This window comes from bacterium (assembly GCA_037128595.1).
Lineage (GTDB): Bacteria > Verrucomicrobiota > Kiritimatiellia > CAIKKV01 > CAITUY01 > JAABPW01.
The window spans coordinates 82,724-105,556 of sequence record JBAXWB010000007.1 but is presented as its reverse complement, the minus strand read 5'-3'; the positions used below and the strand labels follow the sequence as shown (position 1 = coordinate 105,556).

Annotated in this window: 32 protein-coding genes and 1 tRNA gene; 12 read left to right on the top strand and 21 right to left on the bottom strand. The window is 54.6% G+C overall.

All coding sequences use genetic code 11. The features are described 5' to 3' along the window. Positions 1 to 67 precede the first annotated feature (67 nt). The 7 genes from WCS52_05860 (at position 68) to WCS52_05830 (ending at position 7,151) form a co-directional block, all read left to right on the top strand. On the top strand, positions 68 to 1,309 hold the full coding sequence (locus tag WCS52_05860) for an FAD-dependent oxidoreductase (GenBank protein MEI6166700.1): 1,242 nt from the start codon (positions 68 to 70) through the stop codon (positions 1,307 to 1,309). Beyond that, complete coding sequence (locus tag WCS52_05855) at positions 1,302 to 2,513, top strand: Gfo/Idh/MocA family oxidoreductase (protein MEI6166699.1); 1,212 nt, start codon at positions 1,302 to 1,304, stop codon at positions 2,511 to 2,513. Before WCS52_05860 ends, WCS52_05855 begins: the two co-directional genes overlap by 8 nt. 65 nt (positions 2,514 to 2,578) lie before the next feature. After that, entirely contained in the window at positions 2,579 to 3,823 is a 1,245-nt protein-coding gene (locus WCS52_05850; protein ID MEI6166698.1) for a Gfo/Idh/MocA family oxidoreductase, read from the top strand. Between the two features lie 35 nt (positions 3,824 to 3,858). Further along, positions 3,859 to 4,482, top strand: a complete 624-nt coding sequence (locus WCS52_05845; GenBank protein MEI6166697.1) for an SGNH/GDSL hydrolase family protein — start codon at positions 3,859 to 3,861, stop codon at positions 4,480 to 4,482. Positions 4,483 to 4,544: 62 nt separating this feature from the next. Then, complete coding sequence (locus WCS52_05840; GenBank protein ID MEI6166696.1) at positions 4,545 to 5,330, top strand: hypothetical protein; 786 nt, start codon at positions 4,545 to 4,547, stop codon at positions 5,328 to 5,330. A 49-nt stretch (positions 5,331 to 5,379) separates the two neighbouring features. Beyond that, positions 5,380 to 6,195 (top strand): M48 family metallopeptidase, encoded by an 816-nt coding sequence (locus WCS52_05835; protein ID MEI6166695.1) that lies wholly within the window; start codon positions 5,380 to 5,382, stop codon positions 6,193 to 6,195. Between the two features lie 38 nt (positions 6,196 to 6,233). Beyond that, positions 6,234 to 7,151 carry a cation diffusion facilitator family transporter gene (locus tag WCS52_05830; GenBank protein MEI6166694.1) on the top strand — a complete coding sequence of 306 codons (918 nt, stop codon included), beginning with the start codon at positions 6,234 to 6,236 and terminating at the stop codon, positions 7,149 to 7,151. A gap of 134 nt (positions 7,152 to 7,285) precedes the next feature. On the opposite strand, the gene WCS52_05825 is transcribed toward WCS52_05830, so the two are convergent. Continuing rightward, the gene (locus tag WCS52_05825; protein MEI6166693.1) at positions 7,286 to 7,885 is read right to left on the bottom strand and encodes a nucleotide exchange factor GrpE; all 600 of its coding nucleotides are present in this window, start codon (positions 7,883 to 7,885) and stop codon (positions 7,286 to 7,288) included. 20 nt (positions 7,886 to 7,905) lie between these two features. Further along, a tRNA-Leu gene (locus tag WCS52_05820) sits at positions 7,906 to 7,987 on the bottom strand. Positions 7,988 to 8,097: 110 nt separating this feature from the next. On the opposite strand from WCS52_05820, the gene WCS52_05815 reads away from it, so the two are divergent. Further along, entirely contained in the window at positions 8,098 to 9,324 is a 1,227-nt protein-coding gene (locus WCS52_05815) for a hypothetical protein (protein MEI6166692.1), read from the top strand. Positions 9,325 to 9,522: 198 nt separating this feature from the next. Here WCS52_05815 and WCS52_05810 read toward each other — a convergent pair whose 3' ends face one another. Further along, a complete protein-coding gene (locus tag WCS52_05810; protein ID MEI6166691.1) occupies positions 9,523 to 10,041 on the bottom strand; it encodes a hypothetical protein in 519 nt (172 codons plus the stop codon). Between the two features lie 759 nt (positions 10,042 to 10,800). On the opposite strand from WCS52_05810, the gene WCS52_05805 reads away from it, so the two are divergent. The 4 genes from WCS52_05805 (at position 10,801) to WCS52_05790 (ending at position 13,456) form a co-directional block, all read left to right on the top strand. Continuing rightward, positions 10,801 to 11,139, top strand: coding sequence for a hypothetical protein (locus WCS52_05805; GenBank protein MEI6166690.1), 339 nt, complete (start codon positions 10,801 to 10,803; stop codon positions 11,137 to 11,139). A 174-nt stretch (positions 11,140 to 11,313) separates the two neighbouring features. After that, the gene (locus WCS52_05800; protein MEI6166689.1) at positions 11,314 to 12,000 is read left to right on the top strand and encodes a hypothetical protein; all 687 of its coding nucleotides are present in this window, start codon (positions 11,314 to 11,316) and stop codon (positions 11,998 to 12,000) included. 37 nt (positions 12,001 to 12,037) lie between these two features. Beyond that, complete coding sequence (locus WCS52_05795) at positions 12,038 to 12,706, top strand: metallophosphoesterase (GenBank protein ID MEI6166688.1); 669 nt, start codon at positions 12,038 to 12,040, stop codon at positions 12,704 to 12,706. 429 nt (positions 12,707 to 13,135) lie between these two features. Next, positions 13,136 to 13,456 (top strand): hypothetical protein, encoded by a 321-nt coding sequence (locus WCS52_05790; GenBank protein ID MEI6166687.1) that lies wholly within the window; start codon positions 13,136 to 13,138, stop codon positions 13,454 to 13,456. 64 nt (positions 13,457 to 13,520) lie between these two features. Here the strand turns inward: WCS52_05790 and WCS52_05785 are convergent, their stop codons facing one another. The 18 genes from WCS52_05785 to WCS52_05700 all read right to left on the bottom strand — a co-directional run bounded on the left by WCS52_05785 (position 13,521) and on the right by WCS52_05700 (position 22,656). After that, a complete protein-coding gene (locus WCS52_05785; GenBank protein MEI6166686.1) occupies positions 13,521 to 13,856 on the bottom strand; it encodes a hypothetical protein in 336 nt (111 codons plus the stop codon). A 71-nt stretch (positions 13,857 to 13,927) separates the two neighbouring features. Further along, complete coding sequence (locus WCS52_05780; GenBank protein MEI6166685.1) at positions 13,928 to 15,472, bottom strand: AAA family ATPase; 1,545 nt, start codon at positions 15,470 to 15,472, stop codon at positions 13,928 to 13,930. Between the two features lie 23 nt (positions 15,473 to 15,495). Then, complete coding sequence (locus tag WCS52_05775) at positions 15,496 to 15,933, bottom strand: hypothetical protein (GenBank protein ID MEI6166684.1); 438 nt, start codon at positions 15,931 to 15,933, stop codon at positions 15,496 to 15,498. Beyond that, complete coding sequence (locus tag WCS52_05770; protein MEI6166683.1) at positions 15,930 to 16,217, bottom strand: hypothetical protein; 288 nt, start codon at positions 16,215 to 16,217, stop codon at positions 15,930 to 15,932. Before WCS52_05770 ends, WCS52_05775 begins: the two co-directional genes overlap by 4 nt. After that, on the bottom strand, positions 16,214 to 16,438 hold the full coding sequence (locus WCS52_05765) for a hypothetical protein (GenBank protein MEI6166682.1): 225 nt from the start codon (positions 16,436 to 16,438) through the stop codon (positions 16,214 to 16,216). The genes WCS52_05770 and WCS52_05765 overlap by 4 nt, the downstream gene beginning before the upstream one ends. Then, complete coding sequence (locus WCS52_05760) at positions 16,435 to 16,662, bottom strand: hypothetical protein (protein ID MEI6166681.1); 228 nt, start codon at positions 16,660 to 16,662, stop codon at positions 16,435 to 16,437. The genes WCS52_05765 and WCS52_05760 overlap by 4 nt, the downstream gene beginning before the upstream one ends. A gap of 13 nt (positions 16,663 to 16,675) precedes the next feature. Beyond that, on the bottom strand, positions 16,676 to 16,960 hold the full coding sequence (locus WCS52_05755; protein MEI6166680.1) for a hypothetical protein: 285 nt from the start codon (positions 16,958 to 16,960) through the stop codon (positions 16,676 to 16,678). After that, positions 16,954 to 17,412, bottom strand: coding sequence for a hypothetical protein (locus WCS52_05750; GenBank protein MEI6166679.1), 459 nt, complete (start codon positions 17,410 to 17,412; stop codon positions 16,954 to 16,956). The genes WCS52_05755 and WCS52_05750 overlap by 7 nt, the downstream gene beginning before the upstream one ends. Next, a complete protein-coding gene (locus WCS52_05745) occupies positions 17,396 to 17,689 on the bottom strand; it encodes a hypothetical protein (GenBank protein ID MEI6166678.1) in 294 nt (97 codons plus the stop codon). The genes WCS52_05750 and WCS52_05745 overlap by 17 nt, the downstream gene beginning before the upstream one ends. Positions 17,690 to 17,750: 61 nt before the next feature. Then, positions 17,751 to 18,029, bottom strand: coding sequence for a hypothetical protein (locus tag WCS52_05740; GenBank protein MEI6166677.1), 279 nt, complete (start codon positions 18,027 to 18,029; stop codon positions 17,751 to 17,753). A gap of 81 nt (positions 18,030 to 18,110) precedes the next feature. Further along, entirely contained in the window at positions 18,111 to 18,749 is a 639-nt protein-coding gene (locus WCS52_05735; GenBank protein MEI6166676.1) for an N-6 DNA methylase, read from the bottom strand. Between the two features lie 96 nt (positions 18,750 to 18,845). Further along, a complete protein-coding gene (locus tag WCS52_05730; GenBank protein MEI6166675.1) occupies positions 18,846 to 19,100 on the bottom strand; it encodes a hypothetical protein in 255 nt (84 codons plus the stop codon). After that, the gene (locus WCS52_05725; GenBank protein MEI6166674.1) at positions 19,097 to 19,294 is read right to left on the bottom strand and encodes a DUF2997 domain-containing protein; all 198 of its coding nucleotides are present in this window, start codon (positions 19,292 to 19,294) and stop codon (positions 19,097 to 19,099) included. The genes WCS52_05730 and WCS52_05725 overlap by 4 nt, the downstream gene beginning before the upstream one ends. Then, positions 19,291 to 19,677 carry a DUF1257 domain-containing protein gene (locus tag WCS52_05720; GenBank protein MEI6166673.1) on the bottom strand — a complete coding sequence of 129 codons (387 nt, stop codon included), beginning with the start codon at positions 19,675 to 19,677 and terminating at the stop codon, positions 19,291 to 19,293. The genes WCS52_05725 and WCS52_05720 overlap by 4 nt, the downstream gene beginning before the upstream one ends. Positions 19,678 to 19,756: 79 nt before the next feature. Beyond that, positions 19,757 to 20,830 (bottom strand): DUF3150 domain-containing protein, encoded by a 1,074-nt coding sequence (locus WCS52_05715; protein MEI6166672.1) that lies wholly within the window; start codon positions 20,828 to 20,830, stop codon positions 19,757 to 19,759. Between the two features lie 23 nt (positions 20,831 to 20,853). Beyond that, positions 20,854 to 21,552: a phosphoribosyltransferase family protein gene (locus tag WCS52_05710; GenBank protein ID MEI6166671.1), complete on the bottom strand. Its 699-nt coding sequence runs from the start codon at positions 21,550 to 21,552 to the stop codon at positions 20,854 to 20,856. A 262-nt stretch (positions 21,553 to 21,814) separates the two neighbouring features. Beyond that, the gene (locus WCS52_05705) at positions 21,815 to 22,291 is read right to left on the bottom strand and encodes a JAB domain-containing protein (GenBank protein MEI6166670.1); all 477 of its coding nucleotides are present in this window, start codon (positions 22,289 to 22,291) and stop codon (positions 21,815 to 21,817) included. Further along, the gene (locus WCS52_05700; GenBank protein ID MEI6166669.1) at positions 22,288 to 22,656 is read right to left on the bottom strand and encodes a single-stranded DNA-binding protein; all 369 of its coding nucleotides are present in this window, start codon (positions 22,654 to 22,656) and stop codon (positions 22,288 to 22,290) included. The genes WCS52_05705 and WCS52_05700 overlap by 4 nt, the downstream gene beginning before the upstream one ends. Positions 22,657 to 22,833: the final 177 nt, after the last annotated feature.

The window sequence follows — 22,833 nt, the reverse complement described above, 5'->3', positions numbered from 1 at the left end:
TTTTCTGAACATCTATATAACAAAGAAGCCCGTGCTGTGTCAAACCGACGGAATCCTGGAATAACACATGAACATGACCATACTTGAGCCTTCACGTGAGCTCCCCGTAACCGGAAAGTTTGATGTGATTGTGGTCGGCGGCGGGGTGGCGGGAGTGGCCGCCGCCGTGGCGGCCGCCCGTAATGGGGTCTCCGTCTGCCTGTTGGATAAGCAAAGCGCCCTGGGCGGGCTTGCGACATTGGGTAACGTCACGATGTGGTTGCCGATCTGTGATGGGCGTGGGCGCCAGGTCATTGGCGGGTTGGGCGAAGAGCTGTTGAAATTATCAGTCGCCGATTTGATCCGCAATAATGATTCGGCCTATTTCAAGGGGATTCCGGAATGTTGGCGGCAGGGTGGCAAGGTGGAGGAGCGCAAGAAAGCGCGCTATGAATCCTGTTTCAATCCTGCTTCCTACATGATGGCCCTGGAGAAACTGGTGGTCGATTCTGGAGTCAAACTGTTATACGACACCCGTTTCTGCGCGATCCAGCGTGAGGGCAGGCGCATCACGCATGTCATCGTGGAAAATAAGAGCGGCCGTTTTGCGATCGCGTGTGGAGTGGTGGTGGATGCGACGGGTGATGCCGATGTGTGCTTTGTGGCCGGTGAAGCAACCGAATCGCTGGATTCGAACGTGTTTGCAGGGTGGTTTTACACCTTTACGGCAGATGAACTTAAACTGAACTTTCATTCGAATAAGTATTGCAGCCTGGGGACGCGGGAGGGGGGGCGGGCGCCGTTCTTCCGGGGTGATGATGGGGATCAGGTGACCGGTCACATCCTGAAGACGAGGGAAACCCTTCGTTCCGCGATGGAGACCCTGCGTGCCGCTCATCCAGATAAGGATGTGCAACTTGTCATGCCTGCCACGATTGCCTGCTTCCGGATGACGCGTCGACTGATCGGCGCATTCAGTCTCGGCGAGAAGCATCTGCATCAATGGTTTGACGATGCCATCGGGTTCACGGGCGACTGGCGGAAGTCCGGACCGGTCTATGCCTTGCCGTTCCGGTCCCTTTGCGGGGTGCATACGGATAACCTGCTTGCGGCCGGGCGTTGCCTCTCCGCCGATACGACGGCATGGGATGTCACCCGGGCCATTCCGCCGTGTGCCGTTTCAGGGGAGGCGGCGGGTACGGCCGCCGCCCTTGCGGCCAGACAGACGACTACGGATGTGCATGCTTTGGACGTTCGGATCCTGCAAAAAAAGCTACAGGGCCAAGGAGTATTATTGGATCCATTCATCGTTAAGGAAATACATGAATAAGCAGAAATTGAGAGTAGGGTTGATCGGGACGGGGGGGCGCTGTGTATTGGCGTTTGGCAAGGAAATCGCCACCCGGAAGGATGCGGAGATTGTGGCATTTTGTGATCCTAATCCCGTCCGGATGGAGCTGACGGCCAGGGAATTGGGGCTCAAGCCTGCCTTTTACTCCTCCATTACCGCCCTGATTGCGGCCGAGAAGCCTGATGCGGTGGTGATTACCAGCCCGGATTGTTGTCATGAATCCAATGCGGTGGAAGCTTTGAGTAGCGGGGTGCATGTCCTCATTGACAAACCCCTGGCAACGTCTGTCAAAGCCTGTCAGAACATCATCAAGGCCTCCGAAAAGGCGGGAAAAGTCGCCATGATGGGGTTCAATTTGCGGCATCACGCGGTCGTGAGGCGCCTGAAAAAAGTGATTTCTTCAGGAACGTTAGGGCGCATCTTCCTGATCGAGAACCGGGAATTCTATGATGGGGGCCGCACCTATATGGCGCGCTGGAACCGGCTCTATGCCAAGAGCGGCGGTCTCTGGATCCACAAGGGGAGTCATGATTTTGATGTGTTCAACTGGCTGCTGGACTTTCCCAAACCGGTCAAGGTCAGCGCCTTTGCCGGGGTGGATGTGTTCAATTCGAAACATCTCCCCTTTGCCGTGAAGCCCGGAGTGCCGGTGGGGCCCACCTGTCATGAATGCGCCTATGGCGCCGTTTGCCCCGATATCAATATTATCCCGAATATCCAGGAAAGCCCCTGGAATGACCGTGCGGTTGCCTGTGATGGCTATTCCAAAGATCTCTGCCTGTACCTGTCGGACAAGGATACCCATGATAACGGGATCGCCATGGTGGAATATGAAAACGGGGCCAAGGCCAGTCATCTGGAGTGTTTTGTGACCTCGGTGACAGACCGGCTCTACACCGTGGTCGGTGAGCTGGGACAAGCTGAAGCCAGCGTGGACAAGCGGGAGATTACGGTCCGCCCCCGCTGGAGCAAGGAAGTCATTACCTATCATATTCCGGAGGAAAGCGGCGGGCATGGGGGCGCTGATCCCGAATTGATCAATTCCTTCTTCCGGGTCTTGAAAGGGGAAGAGGTCAACACCTCAACGACGGAGCACGGCCTTTGGGCCACCGCCATCGGGCAGGCTGCGGAACTGTCCCGGCGTGAAGAACGCACGGTGAGGGTGGAAGAACTGTTTAAGTGAAGCCAGGCAACCCTGTGGCCATCGACATATAGTGAATCGAAATAACCAGAAGGAAAGAGCCGATCATGACCTCGAAAAAATTGAAGACAATCGCCATTCTTGGAGCCGGTGGCCGTGGCACGGGATTTGCCACGCTCATCCAGCAGTATTCTTACCTGGGCAAGGTGACGGCGGTGGCCGAGCCTCGTGAGGCCTATCGCGAAGCGCTGGCAAAGACTCATGATATTCCCCGCAATCAGGTGTTTTCGGACTGGCATGAGTTTGTGGCTCGGCCTGCCATGGCCGACGCCGTGGTGATTGCCACCATGGATCAGGACCATGTCGGACCGGCGGTGGCCTGCATGGACCTCGGGTATGATGTCCTGCTGGAGAAGCCCATGGCAACCTCGATCGAGGATTGTCGGGCCATCGAGGCGGCCCAGCGGCGGACAGGCCGGCTCGTTGCCGTCTGTCATTCCCTCAGGTACCAGAAGGGGTTCCGCAAGGTGAAGGAGCTGGTTTCCAGTGGCGTCATCGGAGAACTCGTCACGGTTGACCATATTGAGCAGGTTACCTACTGGCACCAGGCTCATAGTTTCGTGCGTGGCAACTGGGGAAAAGAGGCACCGGCGACCTTCATGCTGATGGCCAAGAGTTGTCATGACATTGATTATATCTCCTATCTGGTGAACCGGCCGTGTCTCAAGGTGAGCTCCTTTGGTGCCCTGAATTATTTCCGGCGCGATAAAGCCCCGGCGGGTAGTGCTGACCGCTGCACGGAGGCCTGTCCGCTGGAACCTTCCTGCACCTACTCGGCGATCAAAGCCTATGTCCATGGCCGCCGGCAGGACTGGCCGGCCAATGTGGTCAGCCCCGATCATTCGTATGAGGCGCACATGGCGGCCATCCGGACGGGGCCTTATGGCCGTTGCGTCTGGAAATGTGACAATGACGTGGTGGATCACCAGACGGTCAATATGCTGTTCGAAGGCAACATCACGGTTACATTCACGATGACGGCGTTTGCATTGGATCATGGGCGGCGGCTTCGGATCCACGGCACCCTGGGTGATATCAGTTTTGACCAGCAGTCCATCACGATCAAGACCTTTGCCGACAAGAATGTCACCCGCATTGACATCGGGGAGGAGGCCGGGGGGCATGGAGGCGGGGATGAACGCGTCGTACGTGAATGGCTCCAGGCCCTGCACAGTCGCGATGACCGGAGTCTGGTGGCCAACGCGCAGGAATCGCTGAAAACCCATTCCATTGTGTTTGCCGCTGAAAAATCACGCCGTGAGGGGCGGATGGTGGATGTGGCTACACTCTAACCAGGCCTGTAAAGAGAGCCGTTAAGGAACATCCGATGAAAATTTATGTGATCGGTGACAGTATATCTATCCACTATGGCCCCTATTTGAAGAACTATCTGACTGGCGTAGTGGAGTACGCGCGAAAGGAGGGGGACGCCGAGGCGTTGCTGAATCTGGACAATCCCCAGGGCGCCAACGGGGGCGACTCCTCGATGGTGTTAGCCTATTTGAAAGGATTGGCGCGAACGGGAGGGCTTGAGGCCGATCTCCTTCTGGTGAATTGCGGGCTCCATGACATTAGGCGGGATCTCCAGACCAATAAACCCCAGGTAGCGCTCGATGATTACGAACAGAACCTCCGTTCCATTGTCGTTGTCGCCAGTGAGTTGCGAGTCAAACTGGTCTGGATTCGCACCACTCCCTGCGATGAGGCCGTGCATAACAGCCCTGGTATCAGTATGTATCGCTTCTCTGCCGATGGGGTCGCCTACAATGCCGTGGCGGATCGCGTCATGAGTCAGGCAGGAGTCCCGTTGCTGGACCTTTACACGTTCACGCGCAATCTGGGCCCGGACCTCTACTGTGATCATGTCCACTTCCATGAGCACATACGGGAGAAACAGGGGGCGTTTATTGCGGGATGGTTGAACGGGTGGGTGAGCAATGCACGCCTCTGACGTCAGAATTTTGCCCACTACAGACTGATAAAATGTGCTAACTTTAGCGGGTGATAATGACTATGAGCCCGTTATGCTTGGCCAGGGTGCGGAAACTGGCTGTTGGGGTAATGATGGCCTTACTGGCACTTCCCCGTGTCGCTCCCGCCGCATCTACCCAGGAGTGGCAGGTGGTGAAATCCACCCATTTTATTGTCATGCATACCGGCGATGAACCCTTTGCCAACAGTGTCTCCGATAAAGCCGAGTCCTATTATACCGCGATAGCCGCGGATCTGGGGTTTACGCGATATCAGAACTTCTGGGTCTGGGATAACCGGGTCAAAATCCTGATCTACCCGACGGCCCGGGCCTTTGCCGATGCCTGTCAGGCCCCCGTCTGGGCCACCGGCCGGGCCAGCTATGAGCGGCATGAAATCGCCAGCTACCCGCAAAGCGGGGCAGGGTTCCTGACATCCCTGCTGCCCCATGAGCTGTCGCATCTGATCCTTTCGGACTTCATGGGACATGACCGGGTGCCCTTGTGGCTGACCGAGGGCTTCGCCCAATGGGAGCAGGAGGGGCGGAAATCCAGTGGCTTCAGGCAGGGACTGGGGTTCAAGTTGAAAGAGTTGATGGTCGCCGATATCCGCCAGGATCCGGATCAACAGCGGGTGGCTGTGTTCTATGCGCAATCAGCCAGCGTCGTGGGGTTCATGATTACGATGTATGGAGGGCCCCGCTTCGGGTCGTTCTGCAAAGCTTTGCGCGACGGCAAAACGGTCGACGCGGCCCTGACGTCAGTCTATTCCTCTGACCTCCCCTCCGTGGAGGCCATGGAGCAGAAGTGGCTGAAGTCCTTGCGGTGAGTATGGTGCATCTTTACGGGTCGCGCGATGCCTGTTATGATCCTGTGAAATGAAATTCGTCCACTTATCCTCTTTTGGCCGGTTCGGCCTGGCGCTGATGGCCGCGATGTTGCTGATGTCCTGTGCCACCGTGCCTGAGACGGGGCGGCGGCAATTGCTGCTGACCAGTTCCGGCACGGAAGCGCAGTTGGGTCTGACGGAGTTCCAGAAACTCAAGAAAGACACGCCGGTGTCCAAGGATGCGGAACTCAACGCGCTGGTGCGCCGGGTGGGGACGCGGATCGCCGCCGTGGCGCCGATGCCCGATGCCCAGTGGGAGTTTGTGGTCTTTGACGATGCCAAGACAGTGAACGCCTTTTGTCTGCCGGGCGGGAAAGTCGGGGTCTATACCGGTATCCTGAAAATCACCGCGGATGAAGCCGGGATGGCCACCGTGATCGGGCATGAAGTGTCGCATGCCATTGCCCGGCATGGCGGAGAGCGGATGTCAGAGGCCCTGCTCATCGCGGTGGGCGGGGTGGCGCTGGATCAGGTGGTGAAGGATAAGTCCGATGTCAATCGGCTGGCGGTGTTGGCTGCCTACGGCGTCGGGAGCAGTCTGGCAGTGGCCTTGCCCCATTCACGGCAACAGGAATTGGAGGCGGATCATCTCGGATTGATTTATATGGCCCGCGCGGGCTATGATCCCCGGCAGGCGGTGGAGTTCTGGCGGCGGTTTGCCGCCTTCAACAATAAGGAGGGTGGGTCCCAGATCCAGTTCCTCAGCACGCATCCGGTGGATGCCACGCGCATCAAGCGGCTGGAAGCGGAACTGCCGCAAGCCCTTGTGGAATATGAAAAATCGCGGGGGGCATCCCGGCCATAACGGCGGGATAAATTGCTTAATCAATGGGAACCGGCATCATGTCTAGCGACGAAAAAAAAGACCGTGACGACCGATTTGACCGGGCCGAACTGGTGATCTGGGTTGGCTTCGGAGTCAATGCCTTTCTGATGGTATTGAAGTTGACGGCCGGCTGGTATGGTAAATCCGAGGCGGTGTTTGCGGACGGCCTGGAGAGCATGTGTGACTTCTTTGCCATCACCTCCGCCATGGTGGCGTTGCGGATGGGCCGGAAGCGGTTTGATCAGCAACACCCCTATGGACATGGTAAGGCGGAGAGTGTGTCGGCGATTCTGGTAGCCAGCCTGATCCTGATGACCGGGGTGGGGATTGTTTGGAAATCCGCCCACACCATGATCATCCATCAACTTGAAACCCCGGCCATGATCGCGGTCATCGCCGCGGCGATGACCATTCTCATCAAGGAAGGGCTCTGCCGGTATACCCTGCGGGTCGCGGGGCATCTGGAAAGTCCCTCCGTCCTGGCCGTCGCGAAGGATCATCGCAAGGATGCCATCACGTCCATCGCCACGTTAATCGGGGTCACCGGCGCATATCTCGGCTGGAAGATCATGGACCCGATTGCGGCGGTGGTCTCGGCCTTCTTTATCATCCGGATTGGCTGGGAGACGCTCCGTCCTGCGCTGGGCGATCTGATGGACGTCTCGCTCCCTGCGGAGCTGTTGGCGGAAATGAGCCAGACGGCCGCCGGGGTTGACGGCGTGGCGGGCATTCATGAAATCAGGGGGCGCCGGTCCGGGCAATACCTGATTGTGGATTTGAAGCTTGAGATGGATGCGCTGATGACCGTCAAGCGGTCCCACGATGTGGCCACCAGCGTCAAGCGCCAGTTATTCTGCCAGTTCCCGAACATCGGGGATGTGATGATTCACATTAATCCCCATGCGGAACCGCATGAGGATCTGACGCGGCTGTAAAGAATTCAGGTCAGAAAAGAATTTGAACAGAAGCCGCGAAGACCACGAAGGGGGAATCGTTTTCCGCCGGAGGCGGTTAAGAAAAATCTTCTTTATGACCTTCGTGACTTCTGTTCAAACTATTGTGCGCGTGATTAAGACACCGGTGGTTCTTGACTGGCGGCCGGTTCTGCCGCGCGGGCCGGTCCGGTCGAGACAATCACTTGTGAGGCGCGGAGAAGGTAGGTGCCCAGTTTATAGCCCTTGCGGGTCTCCTCGATGATCGTGCCTTCCGGATGCTCCTCGGAAGCGAGCTGGGTGACACATTCATGGCAATTCGGGTCGAAGAGCTGCCCCTTCGTTTCAATGGGGGTCACTCCGGCTTTATCAAGATTCGTTTTGAACTGTTTGAGAATGCCTTCAAACCCCTCGATCACGCTGTGTTTGATGTGATTCTGGCGGGCCGCTTCAAGACCCAGCTCGAAATGATCCACGATAGGGAGGAGATCCTGCAGCAGGCGTTCCCCGGCGCGGCGCGCCATGTCTTCCCGGTCCCGGAGGGTGCGCTTGCGGAAATTATCGAAGTCCGCCTGCAACCGCAGGAGCCGATCCTTCAAGGCGGCAATTTCCTGATCCTTGGGGTCAATGGAGAGTGGCTCGACGACAGGTTCGGTCACGGGCTCAGCAACCACCGGGGTGGGTTCCGTCTCGACAGGAGGGGTTGCGGCCGGTTCGTGATGGTGTTTTTTGCTCATAGTATCTCTTCTTTATTAAATGGGCGGGGGGGGACTTGAACCCCCAAGCCTTGCGGCACAAGATCCTAAGTCTTGCGTGTCTGCCAATTTCACCACTCGCCCAACATACTGACTGTTAACTACTTACGGCGTATCATGCTTTTTCAGTGTTGACGTTTGCGCCAGTTTGCGCCACTATTTCCGCAGAAATCACCTAAAAAAAGGCGCAAACAATGAACACAGAAGTTCAAGAGACACCAGAACCAAAGATACACGAGCGGGTCTGCATGGTCAAGGGGCACAGGTACGTGCGCTATGATGTGGACTTCGGCCAGGTGAACACTAAGCGTACCCGCCAATCGTTCAAAACGCTTGCCCAGGCTGAGCGTGCAATCCGTAACTGGGGAAAGAAGAAGGATGTCGATACAGAGCGACAGAAATCACTGTCAAAACGGATCGGTCAATTTGCCACTAAACTGACGAACGACGATTTAATGGACGCGGCTCAAGGGCTGGGCATTCTCAAAAGAACCGTGCGATTATCTGATGCTGCCGCATTCTATATGCGTCACAACCACTCCGCCCATGGCAAGAAAACGGTGGCAGAGGCGATGCCTGAGTTTATTATGTCGAGGAAAGAACGGGGATGCAGGGCGCTTACTGTAAGGGCGTACTCTGACAGATTAACCTTCTTCTGCCGAGACTATGGCTCCAAACCAATCGCCCACATCACGGTTGCCGTTCTGGAAGACTGGCTCCGGTCAAAGAAATTTACGATGGTGACGCGTCGGTCTGTCATGAGGCATCTGGGCGCATTCTTTCAGTGGGCTGTTAAACGGCGTTTCATGGCTGAGAACCCGGTCATGATTATGGAAGTGCCGCGACTGGATAAGAAACCGATCACCTACTTGACCCCGAAAGAAGTCGAGCAGTTGCTCCGTGCCACAGTCAAGAAAGATCCAGAACTTATCCCTTATGTCGCCATTGGCCTTTTTGCAGGCTTGCGCCCTGTCGAGATGCATGGCGAAAAGACCGATCATGGCCCACTAGACTGGAAACACATTGATTTGAAGCGTGGCAAGATAACGGTGACACCGGAACAGGATAAAAACCGCAGAGGTCGGCTTGTGGATGTGTCGCCAGCACTATTAGCCTGGCTTTTCCCTTGTCAGAAGGCTGCAGGGCCGATCATCTACACGAGAGCACGGTTTGAGGCCGTTGTCCGAAAGAGTGCCATTAACTATCGCAAGGACATCATGCGGCATACTTTTGGAACATTCCATTATGCAATGCATCATCACGAGGGCGATACGGCTGTGCAGTTAGGCGATACCATTGCCACGGTCAAAGGTCACTACGTCAACCCATTGGTGGATAAGGAAGACGCTGAGCAGTTCTGGAGCATACGTCCAGAGGCTGAGGCTGAAAGTAATGTCCTTCAGTTCGTCAATGCTGGGTGACGACGCCTTGCTTTTGAGCACCGGTCTGCCAAACCAAACACCCTCATTTGCGCTCTGATACCCATGGTTGCAGACACGAGCATGGCCATAATCAAGATGGGGGCCAGGTTGCATGGAGCGGCAGATGCTTGACCAACAATTCCTTGTTCCGCGGGGCAAAAGCGAGGCAAACAGGGTGGGAAATACGATCAACGCGGCTCACCTCTTGATCGGTTGCTGGGGCAGATCCCGCAGGTGACAGAGGACGATCCGGATTGAGGCCTTGCCTTGAGGCGTGCGTTTTTTGTCGATGGCGCTGTCCAGTTGCATCCACCATATTGACTCATAGACCAGGCGTTCAAACCGAATCTCGAAGGTGATGTCCGAAACAAAGCGGAATTCTTTTGAGAGCGCCGATAGCTGACGTTCCAACTCGTCCCTGAATCTGATTTTCACAGTATCAATCCGGCGCAGTAGTTCGATGGCCGCTTGTTTGGAGTGGTCGTCGGCCACCATGCGTGGACTTTGGGTCAGAACTGACAAAGGGTTGTCTGGAATATCAATTTGGGTGCCGTGGTAACACAGGACAAGGTAGGGCTTTAGTTCGGGATATTTGGCCGCGATGGTTTCAAATAGGTCTCGCCCGGCCTGAATAGAAAAAGATAATTCATGCCAGCAGATAGTTTCTCCCGTATTCTGAGGTGACGATGCTGATAGTGCCGTTCTGTCCTTGTTCATGACAAAAGGCTACGACATCACAAGCCCTCGTGACCATGGACGGTGCCGGGATAGGAGGGGATTATCAGGGTTATGAGAAACCTACGGGCAAGATTCACAGCAGTCCGGGAAATCATCAGGACCTATCAGGGGCCATGCATTCCGATTTCTCCTGCTCCCTGGGTATTTCTGGATGAATGGAAGGAGTCGAGATATATGCATGACATTGACACATTTGACAGACCGCCGGAGGGCGACCTTAGCGTAGGGGAAGACTAAGATCGCGACAATCCAAGGCTTCCGACTGCATGAGGGCGCGGTGAGTTTCCGCACCCACGGAATACTGCGGTTTAGCTGGGAAATGGGATTCGATGAGAATTGCCGCCCGTTGATTAAAAGTTGCCGCCCGTCCCAACTGACCTCGCCATGATGGGATTTGGTCTCCACAAGGAATACTGTGCGGTCAGGCCTGATTACCAGATGATCCAGGTTGCCATATGGGAAGGCTACATCATTGAGTACAATGCAACCTTCAGGGATAAGATTAGCCAACAGCCTACATACTTCTCGCTCAGCTTTTCTCCATCGAGCTTCTGTTGGCTGTGAGCCTCTCGTTTTGTCGGTATTACTTCTGTCATTACCTGTACGAACCATCTCCAAGCCAGGCATAGCCGCCTTATAAACCCATCGGCCAGATACCTTAACTACCGAAACATTCAAAAACTCCATCCATCTCCCAATTCAATGGGCGAATGCAATTACCAAACAGGCCGGAGGCCTGTGTATAGATCCCGCGCAGAGCGTGAGATCGGCGAGTTTCTCGACAGCCGTCGCATTCCTTTCATTTATGAGAAGCCGACGGCTGGAATGGATGCCGGTCAATTCCGTGCGTGGTACCCTGATTTTGCCCTGCAGTGCGGTCCGCTCATCGAGTATTTTGGCATGACCGGAGACCGCCATTACATGGAGGGTACCGTACACAAACTTCAGGTCTATCAGGATAACCAGTATGACGTGATCCCCCTATATCCGGCAGACATGGTGCCGCAGTGGTCAAGCAACCTCTTGCGCCGGATTGAATCAGTACTGGAGCGTCGACTTCGGGATATTCGACGCTAATTCTCTGTCTACCACACAAGTCGGGCGGCGGCTGTCAGCAATCCCATAATATCCCATTCCCGCCCAGACCATCCCGTTTCGCGTAGGATTGCTACTTTGTATATTGTAATCAGTTTTAGGACAACGTCGCAGATCAAGGTCGTTCATAACCATATCAGAAGTGGAGGTGTAGCTATGACTCAGGGAAACATGCCGTCAGTAGCAGCGAACAAATCAATCTTATCAGCCCGACAGGCATTGATATGCGCTTGCGTTGCTGAATGGGCAGGCGACGCGCCGTCTATGTGGGTATCACCAGCGATTGAGGCGGATATTCTGGCATGGGCGAAGTCTCACTCCCCCACGATCAAAGACGAAGAATTGACTGCCGCATTTCAGGAACTACTTACAGAAGAACTATTTGTTCTGGTATGTCATCCAGTATTTGCGCAACCGGTCTATTACTGTTCACTTGATTCGAATTTCCTGAAAGAGTTGCCGGACGATATTTGCATCGGCGGAGCAGAATTTGACATCAAATTTATTGGAGCGTTTTGGGAGGATTTTCAAGAGCGGTATTTCGAAGAGTACGGTACAACATGGTTGTTGTGGGGCCTTTGTGCCGCTCAAGGCTCACAAGGACCTTCTGATTCTCCCTGGGGGCCGTGCTTAGGCTGTTCATGTGTGTGCTTTACTAAGGGTGAAGCTGAGTGCAATTTTGGACTTAATTTTGAAAATATCGACCGTAGTGGGTGGCCGGACTTGAAGTATTTACACCATATCAATGCCGACGTGTACTCCGTTAAGAAAAGAGAAACAATGACGCATGCCTCCATCGTGGAGCTGAAGCACCGCCAGCCTGAATTTCCATGGCCGCACTGAGCGGACTAGGCAAGGCGATATCTAAGGGACAAGAGACATGAAACAGGATAACTCCATTATGGTTTTGGGTGACGTCCATCGCGAGTTCGGGGCGCTGAATACGCTTGTGAATAAAAAGCGTCCGGAAATCATTCTGCAATGCGGGGATTTTGGATTCTGGCCGAATATTACACGTCATGATGAACGGGGGGCCGTGATAGTTCCCAAAAACCCTGTGATGAACGACGCGAAGCTCTATTGGGCTGACGGTAATCATGAAGACCATTGGAGCTTACGGTCGTTATCATCAAACGAAATCTGGCCCCATGTCTATTACATGAAGCGTGGCAGTACCCTGACTTTGCCGGATGGTCGCACCGTGCTGTTTATAGGGGGCGCTCGTTCAACGGATAAGGATATGCGTAAGCTAGGGTTCGATTGGTTTCCCGAAGAAGAAATCTCGGAAATGGACTTAGCGCTACTTCCGGATACAAAGGTGGATATTGTGATCAGCCACACCTGCCCCCGGGAATTTGCTGTGATGGGGAATGATATGAGGGCGGATGATTCCTCCAGAATGGTGCTGTCGTATGTTCTGGCAAGATACCAGCCATCTTTATGGTACTTCGGCCATTTTCACTATTACAGGACAGGCGTGAAGAGGGGGTGCCGTTGGGTAGGATTGTCCATGACTGGTTGCACAGGATGGTGGGAATGGTTGCGCTGATACGAAATATGTGCCGATGCGTGGTTAAAACAGTGAGGTCTTTGACGTTATCGGCGAGTGTCCAATAAATAGGCTTGTCCAATGCTATTGGATAGCGCATCCCGCTGCCCCTTGGCGCGTGAACTGATGCAACGGCTTACTCACGGAGATTTTTACAGGGCGCGTGATCTTTTACGGGGCATTCTAAATGGGGTGGAGTCCGTCTCAGGGCTTATCATTTGGGACTGCTTCGTCAAAAGGCATTTACGCCTCAGTGTGATTGATCTCAAGGCGACTACGGCCTTCCAGTTCTGTATTATCGATGGGTGACACTCAGCTATCCCGTAATCTCCCATTCTCACCCAGAGAGTCCCCTCCCGCTTTGCCTCAGTTTGCAATATTATTGCCAGCATCAGGATAGATGGAAACTGAAAATTAAGGAGATCAATAATGAGTACGAAAATATTGATGAGCGGAAAACTGACCAAGAAGTTCTACATTGGACTGCCGGACGGGGTATTCCTGGTTTGCAGTGCAGGCATGTCGCCGCTTGAACCCTCGTTCGCCGAGTGCGTCGCAATCGAAATCGACAGGCCCGTGCAATGGAACCGGATCCGTGAGGCACACGCCGACCAGCTTCAGTGCGACGTTTATCAGACGAAAGAGGATTATGCCGAATACATCAAGGGGTGGCGCCGGAAACCCGACGTGTTTGGCTGGTATTACGTCGCATGCAACCCCGCAGCTGCTGACGGCGAAAAATCGGCATAGCTGCCGCTAAGTTGTGAAAGAAACCCGGATCAGAAAACGATCCGGGTAGGGAAAGAAGGAAGAATCAGGCTATCAGGAGTTCAGCTTCATCTTCTTGAATATTCACTGGCTCAAGATTCCTGGTATATTCCCTGGCTTCCACCTCGACATGGCATATGCCGCGATTCGCCCGCCATACGGCCTGCTCTATTCGCTTAATAATCCAATTCGCATCCTCAAACTCGTAGAGCGTTCCCATGGATGACGCGTGGAGCAATCGTCTGCGCCCGTATGCCGGCTTCATAAAGCCAAAGTCATACTTCTTAAAGCACCATTCCACCATACAGGCGGAGATGATGCTCTTTATCCTGAGCGCGTTGTAGTTGCCAATCGTTACCCTTAATTCACATAACCTCTCCATTTCAGTCTCCTTCCAATAAAAAGGGCGGACTCATTGCTCGTGAGCCCGCCCTCATGGTTTGCCGTCATTGTTTATGCCGCAGCTTCACCCGAAGCCTGGCTTGTCGTTTCCGATGGAGTGGCCGCTATTACTTTCCGGCCTGTTCGCTCCTGTTCCTGCGTGGTCGCCGGTCTGGCCCTGCCTTTGGCCCATTTGCGCAGTGCCGAAATCTGGTCACCCATCAACTTGCTGAGGGGAACCAAATCATTAAGCACCATGCTGATAGTGAGATCCGACGGCTCTTTGCCCTGACTGAACGCCGCATAGAGCGCGTCAATAAACGCCTGCTCAATTTCCGCGCCGGTCAGTCCTTCCGTTACCTTTGCCAACTGGGTGACATCAAACCGTTCCGGCTTGCGGCCATACTTGGCGATTTGAATCCGCCAAATGGCCACCCGTTCCTCCTGAGTGGGCAGATCCACAAAGATCGTCTCATCAAAGCGACCTTTTCTGAGGAATTCCGGCGGCAGTTGCGCCACATCATTGGCTGTGGCCACGACAAACACCGGCGCTGAGCGTTCCTGCATCCAGGAAAGAAAGGTCCCGAATACCCGGCTGGCAGTTCCGCCATCAGAACCCCCTGAGCTCTTGGATCCGCTGAAACCCTTCTCGATTTCGTCAATCCAAACGACAGCCGGCGCAATGGCCTCCGCCGTTTGAATGACTGACCGAAGATTGGATTCCGACTGCCCCACAAGCCCGCCGAACAACCGCCCGGCATCAAGCTTGAGCAAAGGCCGCTGGAATACGCTTGCCGTGGCTTTGGCCGTCAGTGATTTGCCCGTTCCGGGAATGCCAATAATGAGCAGCCCTTTTGGCGAGGGGAGTCCGTACTCCCGCGCTTTCGGGCCAAAGGCGTCCTTGCGTTGCACAAGCCACGCCTTGAGCAGATCCAGCCCGCCAATATCATCCAGTGATCGCGCAGTGGAGCAGACCTCCAGTAGACCGTTCTTCTTCACCGCCTGGGCCTTTTCGCGCGATACCACCGCCGGGGAAAGCTCTCCGCTCTCAACCAATGATAGTGCAAAGGCATTCTCCGCCTCAATGGAAGTGAGCCCTGATGCTGAATCCAGCAGTAGCTCGCGCCGGTCTTTCTTTGGCTTCGCTTTAGCTGCCGAGTCAGCGATGTTGTCGAGCACGTCACCCAGTTCCTCTTTCCCTGGCAGCGCAAACTCAACCACCACAAACTCCCGCTCCAGTTCCGGCGGCAAGATGATCCGGCACCCGACAATGATCAGCGCCTTGCCCCTGGTCTTGGCAACCCTGAGCACATCCTTCACTGTGCGAATCAACACCGGATTGCCGTTTTCCAGGAACTGATGAAAGTCCCTCAGAAATATAACGGTGTTTTCCGGTAGTTCCAGCACATGGAGCAGCATTTCCTGGGGATCCTGCCCCCCGTTGTTGCTACCATCCGATGTATCCACCAATCCTTCCGTGATGGACCAGGCATAAAGACCATGGCCCAATTCCTTTGCCACCGTCTTGATCTCACCTTCAATCCGTGATTCCTCGCTCGATACGATGTAAATCCCGGGGTATCCCGCCCGGATGTAGTTCATAATTGCAGTTTTCATTCCTATTCCTTTCATTTGGTTTGTTATTTGTTCCGTTTCCCTGCCCGCTTGAGTGCACGTTTCATTGTGTCGGCATCGATTTCGACGTCCGTCCACACGCCCGTATCAAGTTCCAGGTTATTATCCAGCCACTCGACGATCCGGGTAACCCGAGGATCGGTCGGTTGAACCAGCAGGGGTGCGATGTTGTCGGCATCGGCGACCCACTGGCTCATAACCTCAGCATTGTGCAGGTGTTCAGTCCGAATCGCTCGGATTGCTGCTGCCCGCACATAAAACACCATGCACGGGTTATGGATGCCTGGCCGGTTGTATGCACCACAGCGCACCCGTGAACGAATCGCCATGGCGCGTTTGTTGAATAGCCGCACCAGCAATTCGCGATGGGCATCAGCATCGGGCGGTATATCTTCGCCGTCGCTGAAGCCGAATTTGTCGATAAATGCTTCGTAATATCTCATTCTTTTGCTCCTTGTTCCTTGTTTTGTTGACAGTAAGATTCCGCTGGCGGCAGAACGCCGGTGCGGACCCACTCATCCAGACGCGCGCGGAATTCCGTCGTGTCGGTTCTATCCTCAACGAAATCCAGCGCTGCATTGAAACCATGTCCGGCACTTTCAGGGACAAAAAGGGTTTCGAGATCCCCGTTATCCTTAAGGGCTTCAACTTGAGCCCATCCTGGCTCAAACCTGCCGGACATATATGCGCCACCAACCAATACGACCTGTATTACCTTGGGTTTCATGCAATACCTTGCCTCCCTTTCCCGCGCGTGGCGTGGCCTTTGCATCGACTGATCCGTCGAACCTTGTTTTCCGTTAGGTCAACCCTGACCATCATCCCCCGGTACTGAACGTCAAACACCGTGGCAATGGACTGCGGGTCACGATGTATGGCCAGCGCCTTACGCGCCGCCTCCCTTGGTGTCCTGGCATCCACATCTATTTCCCAACAGCAGCGCATCATCGGTACACCTCCGGGGTTAGATCGTCATGCCAACCTTCAATGGTGATCAGCGGGTGATAGTCAATGGAGTTGAGATCGAGATCATCGAGCTTAGCCACTTGCGCCTGTGCCGCCAAAACAGCCGCCTCGACAGTGTCCGCCTCCACTTGAGCAAGGTATGTGTCGGTTCCAAAATTATCCGCCACATAGTCGGGCCGCAGCAAAAGCACCGTATATTTCTTCACGTCTTGCCTCCCTTCATGTTGTTTGTCCCTTTATTGGATCGAACCACGGCACAATTTGCCCAATGGCTTCCGGGTCGCTGTCACTGATGGTGAAGTCCCCGTAGAGAACGCCGTCGTAGTACAGCAGATCACCGACGAACTTCAGGAAATGCCAATCCTTATCCGCCAGTTTCACCCGGTAGGTGGAGAGATAGGTGACGTGGAATCCTCCGATTGCCAATAGCGGCCCATCGGACCCCCAGTCATCCATTTGCTGCTCTGGATCCTTGCGCCCGTGATACAGCTTGATTGTCAGCATGACGGCGCTCCCTCCCCGGCACTAAAGTCCCTTGTTTCCCAGTGGGTTCCGCTATGCTTGCCGTATGCCCCGACATAGACTTCTGAATCGGTGATGGTGAGGTGAACACAGTCGACCCGTGTCACACTGTCATCCTCGACGGCGAACAACCGTTCCGCTTCCTCATGCCCGATTCGGGTTGCCGTTCCGCCATCAAGGCCTTCCCGCAGTCCCTCGACATCCTCCACCCAGTCAGGTAGGAAATTTAGGAACTGAACGCGGGGGCCGGGCCCGGTCTTTACCGAGTACCACCGGCCATTTATTTCAAGCAGCAAGATATGCCGCCTGACCTTGTCGACGAGAGCCTGATCGTCCTTCGTCCATTGGAAAACCACATAGCGTGTATCCTCCATGGAGTTTCCGACCGCCGGTGCCTCGGCGATGTAGTATCCATCCTTAAGTCTTGTATTCATGGTATTCCTCCATCAGTCTTTTCCTTGTGCCTGATGTCAGGCAGGTTCTTGCCACCTCATCACCATGCGCATAGGCCTTTGCCTGCCCTGCTGAGGCATAGGTTGTTTTATGCCAGCGGACATGGATCAGATCCTGCGGATCAAGCCCATCGGTGTCGTAATCAATCACCACCACGGGTTGACCGATTAGCCGTTTATCGGCTGACGCAACGCAGGACACGAGCCCGCCTTCCAATGCCACAATGAGTGGCTCCTGTTTCTTCTGTTTGTGTTTCATGATTTTCTTACCATATATAAGGAGAGCCCGGCCCGCCATGAGCCAGGCTCCATTTTTTTCATTATGCTGTTTTCTTCCTTGTAAGCCCTGCCAGCGCATCCGCGACCCTTTGCAGGTCATCGGCCGCTGTCTGCATGGCTTTTACCGCACTGGCGATCTGCTCCGTATCGGAAGCATTGACGTCATAGGTGTCGTGGATCTCCTGGGCGATGAACTGGGCGAGGGTGTCACCACCCATCCGGTTTTCCTGCGGTTCCGACTCGGTCATCGACCAATATTCGAAGACGAAACTTTCAGGATAAACCGATGCCGCACTACAGATCAGTTGGTTCAATGTCATTCTCACTCCTTAATAGAAAAGCCCGCTCCACCCTGTGTGAGGTAAAGCGGGCTTGCTTGTTTTTGTTGCTGTTATTGATAACTATGCCGCGAAACCGGGTAGCTCCTGTTGTCCGCTATGGATCACCACATCAGGAACGGCTTCCGGGATTACGTCGGGAATGGCCTCCTGGCTTGTCACGGAAACTTGCCCCGCCAACAGCCCGGCCATCCTGCCGAAATAATCCAGTCCATTCATCCGAAGCTGAATCCGGCACATGTTCACGCACCGGATGTCAATGTCGGTTCCGTAGAGCCTGAGTTTTCCGGTTCCCCAGCGTCCCAACGCTTCATGCACGACCCGTGCAAATGCCAATAGCATGACACCCGACCCGACCGCCGGATCACACACCGTGACAACGCCTTTCTCTTCAACCAGTTTCTTGAATGTTTCCTGGTCAAATTGCATGCGCGCCATCATTTCTGCGATTGGCTCAGGAGTGAAAAACTGGCCAGAACGTACAGAGTTGACGTCCAGCCGCATGAAGAGTTCCCCCAGGATGTCCCGGAATGGATCATTTTCAACGGCGTCAACGTACAACCCCAGCAACCGGCCAAATTCCGCGCCCTCGGCCCCGCTATACCGATCCAGGCACTGCTTGAACCCTGCAGGATCCTTCACGGCATCGAGAAATGCCCACATGGCTTCGAGCCAATTCCGGTACAGGTCATACGAATGCATATGACCGAACACAGGATTGCTTTCAAAGCTACGGGCAAGCCCCTCGAACGCTGATTTCTCTATTGATCTACCCGTTCTTCTGCCTCCTCCCTGATGTCATGCATGTTTCATGTCCTCCTTTCGCTCCAGATACCGGCGTTCCCACTCCAGGCATTCCTGCCGGGAAGGAGCCGTGAAGAGGGGTTGCCCCTTCATGTCCTTGACCCGCCATGACTGCTTGACGTTATCGAACTCGATGCGGGTCGCCCGGCTGATCTTGAGCCGGCCCAGGCAGGCGAGATCAATGACCTCGCTATAGGTGCCCCGAATCATGCCTTTGGGTGTGAAGATGAGTGAAGCCACCGCATTCATTGTCCCACCTTCTGTCCCTGGCGTTGTGTGTTGCGGATGAAGTAGTCAGCCTTTTTGGTCTTCCGGCCTGTCACCCCCAGAGCTATCTCCAGAAAGGCGGTTGCCTTTTCACAGTCCGCGCCCTGAAACCCCATGGCCTCAATGCGAATGGAGCCGTCCGGCGCCACCACCACTTCAATGGTTTTCTGTGTCATTGGCGTGGCCCTCCTGAAAGAAGCACTTTGATACTTCCATTCTTGAGACCTTGCCGCGTCACCATGTAGCCCTTGCGGGTGGCTTCCATGGCGGTTTTCCAGACCCCATAAAGCTGGAGCAGTTTCCCGTAGTTTGCTCCGACTTCCCTCTCCACATGGCCGTCCCACCAATCGGTGGTGAGCCCGCAACTGCCGTCCGGCTGCCGTTTGACAGCAATGTCATACGGTCCCTTCAGCACAATTACATAGTCACCCTGATGCCGGTTGTTACCGTATCCCCGGGCTTCCACATCCTGCCTGAGCGTAAGCCCCAGTTCCCCGCAGGCCGCTTTCAACGCCTCGATATCCTTGATCTGTGTCGTTATCGTCGTGAAATGACTCATTTTGATTCTCCTTCTTTAATGAAAAAGCCCACGCCCTAATAAAGGGCAGTGGGCCTTATTGTTTGCTGTATGTTTCGGATCAACCGGCTTTCATCATGGGCGCGTCATCCTGGTGTTCCCCGAATACGGGTTCTGCCAGAGGGGCGGAGCCAATGTGGAGCTTTCTGTGGCCCAATTGACCAAACTGCTCGACCAGTTGACGATTATCCTGCCGGGTCATTTCCCGCGCGGTATCCGCCAGTGACTGTAACCCCGCCTGGAGTTTGCCCCGGTAGAACGCGCTGTCCCGGTACTGTTCAGCCGGCCGGGTCAGGAATTCCTGCCTCACCCGGTTTAACTGTGCCTCAAGCTCAACGTCGCCGACAAAGTTCAAGGATTTGAATTCATCAATGAACTTCACCAGCCGGTTGAGCGTTTTCTGATGAACGCCGGTTTTACCGGATTTCATGCTATCCAGCATTTCCTCGCAGAGTTTGGCTGTCTGCTCCCGCAGGGATGCCACACAATCCGAGACAAAGCCCTCCACGCCCTTGTGGATTTGTTCGGCTGCCTCCCGGACCGCCTGGTCCCTTGCATTGATGATATCCTGCTGTTCCCCAAGGCTGATCTGATCCATGGTGAAACCGTCCGGCACACTGATCTGGAAGAGTTGGGTCGTGAACCCAAAGGACCGCTCCATCCGTTCCGGTGTGGGAAAGGCTTCCTCGATCTTTTCGACCAATCTTTCCGGGTTGCCGCCGAGTCGCCCTGCGGCTTCCCGCCATTCGGCAAGTCCCAGTGCGCGCATTTCGGCGTAACGGCTCAGGAATACATTCTTCTCAGCCATGAATTCCTGCTCCAGTTTAGCCAGCTTGCCCATGGTTTCCTCCAGCCGTGTATTGGGCAGAAAATGCCCGAGTCCGTTAAGGAATGGAAACGTACACGTATCCACCAGCGCATGGGTTCGGCTCTCAATCAGGGCAAAGGCCTGCAATGATCCCCGTGGAATCAGGTTTTTATGCCCCAGACTGAAAAGCCGCTTTTCCACACTCTCCGGATCGAGTCCCAGATCTTCGGCAGTCAGTTTCTTGGTCGCCCGCCAGTAGCTGACAGACACGTTCATAAGCACACCCTTACGGGTGAGCACGTCTAGTAAGTGATTATTATCCTGCATTGTCATTCTCCTGTTTTGTTTTCTTATCCTGCCAGCCTGTCCGCCACCATGGCGTTTGCTGACATTGTGTTTTCGTAACTTTCTTTTTCCTCTAGTCTGGAGTCGCCATCCTGGACTCTAACGGTCCGGGCCAAGGCAACCCCTGTAACGCTCAGGGCCCCTGCCTCGCGCAGGACTCTTGAGCATTCCCGCATGGTCGCGCCAGAAGTAAGCACATCATCCACCAGGATGACATGGTCTCCTCCTACCACTACTCTCTCAGGTACGGTGTAAAGGCCCCTCACATTGGCCTCGCGTTCCGCCATTCCCTCGCACTGACGCTGTTTCCTGGCCTTGGGGCGAAGTTGCAGGATCAGTGTGTCCAACTGAATGTTATGCCGAGTGCCCAGATGCCGGTGGATACTTTCCGCCAGAAGTTCCGGAGCCCCTCGGCCCATGTCTGCGAACAGGTATTGCACCGGTTCGGGCTCTACGGGCACATGTGTGACCACATAGGGAACGTCGTCTCTAAGCCAACGCTCCATGCGCCCGGCCACGATGCTCCCGAATCGGTCTATGATCCCGGCCATCCGGCGCTTGGCCAGAATAACAGCCCGGCTCCAGTCCGAATTCAGGTGTTCAATGGCCTGATGACGGGGGTAATACACGCCATAGGCATGAATCCACCCCGAGTCCACCATTTCTACGGGCTTCAATTCCAGAAACCCATATGGCTCGCTCATTTTGCTATTTCTTCCTTTCAATGAATAAGGCGGATTAGCCTGACTAAGAGGCCAATCCGCCCTGTCGCTTGTTGTTTCTGATTCGGAATAGAACAGAATAAAGTTTATTCGGCCTTTATTCTGAGGTTTATTCTGAAACCGCCCATTCCTTCATGACAAAGCGCCGCCATTAGGGCAGAGCTCCGCCATGAGGGGAGAGGGGTGGGTTTCGTTCGTTTTTGTACACAACCGCGTTGCACTGTTGCTTTTTCAGGATGCGGTTTTAGTCAAACTCGCATAGCCCCGATTCACGCATGGACAGGAATTCTCGGCTTGTGGGTGCCATATTATCCCCGTGCTTGCGCCCGACGATAATATGATCCAGCACTTTGATGCCAAGAATCTGCCCGCCCTGAATCATCTGCTTGGTGATCTTGACGTCCTCCGCACTGGGGGAGGGATCCCCGGAGGGATGGTTGTGCACGAGTATGACGGCAGACGCGCTTTCGCTGATCGCCCGCCGGAATACTTCCCGTGCATGAACCAAACAGGAATCCACGACTCCCATGCCAATCATCCGCTTGTCCAGTAGACGATTGCGCGTATTCAAGGCCAGCACCACAAAGGTCTCTTGGCCCAGATCACGCATTTCCCGGCATTCGACCCAGGTATCCTCCGGCGTACGGATCATGGTGGTTCCATCCCGTGCCACAGGCAACTCGCACATAAATGAGATTGCCCGGTATTCCGGCTTTTTCATTCGGGCTCCATCCCATGCCCGTCATCGGACGGTTCTATGGATGCCTGCAAGTCCAGCAGTTCAAGGCTGCGTTCATCCACAATCACCTCCGTGCTGTACTTGGTCTGCCCATCCCGGGTTTCAAATTTGGACGTATTGACCCGGCCCTCCAGTCCGATCAATAACCCTTTCGGATCCCCGGTCAGCAGGCAGATAGATGGCTCAGAGGGCTTAAATATCACACAAGGCACAAAGGCCTGGCGCGACTTCTTGTTCTTCCCACCATGCCCAGTTTTAGTGGCAAGCGTAAACCTTAAGACTTTCTTCTCCGTTCCATTCACTGTGCCGCTGCGCGGCAATCTTCCAACTCCTATGAACTTATTCATGATCATTACCTTTCTTTCTCACTGTTGATTTTGAACATCTACAATCCCTCAGACATGACTCCTTCTCAAACACCTTCTTCCGCTTCAGCGGAACATCATGGAATACCCTCCTTTCAGTTGAATTTCCCAGCCAAGTGCCAGAGCTCCCGCTCTATTTGGCTGTCGCCGTTCCAGAAA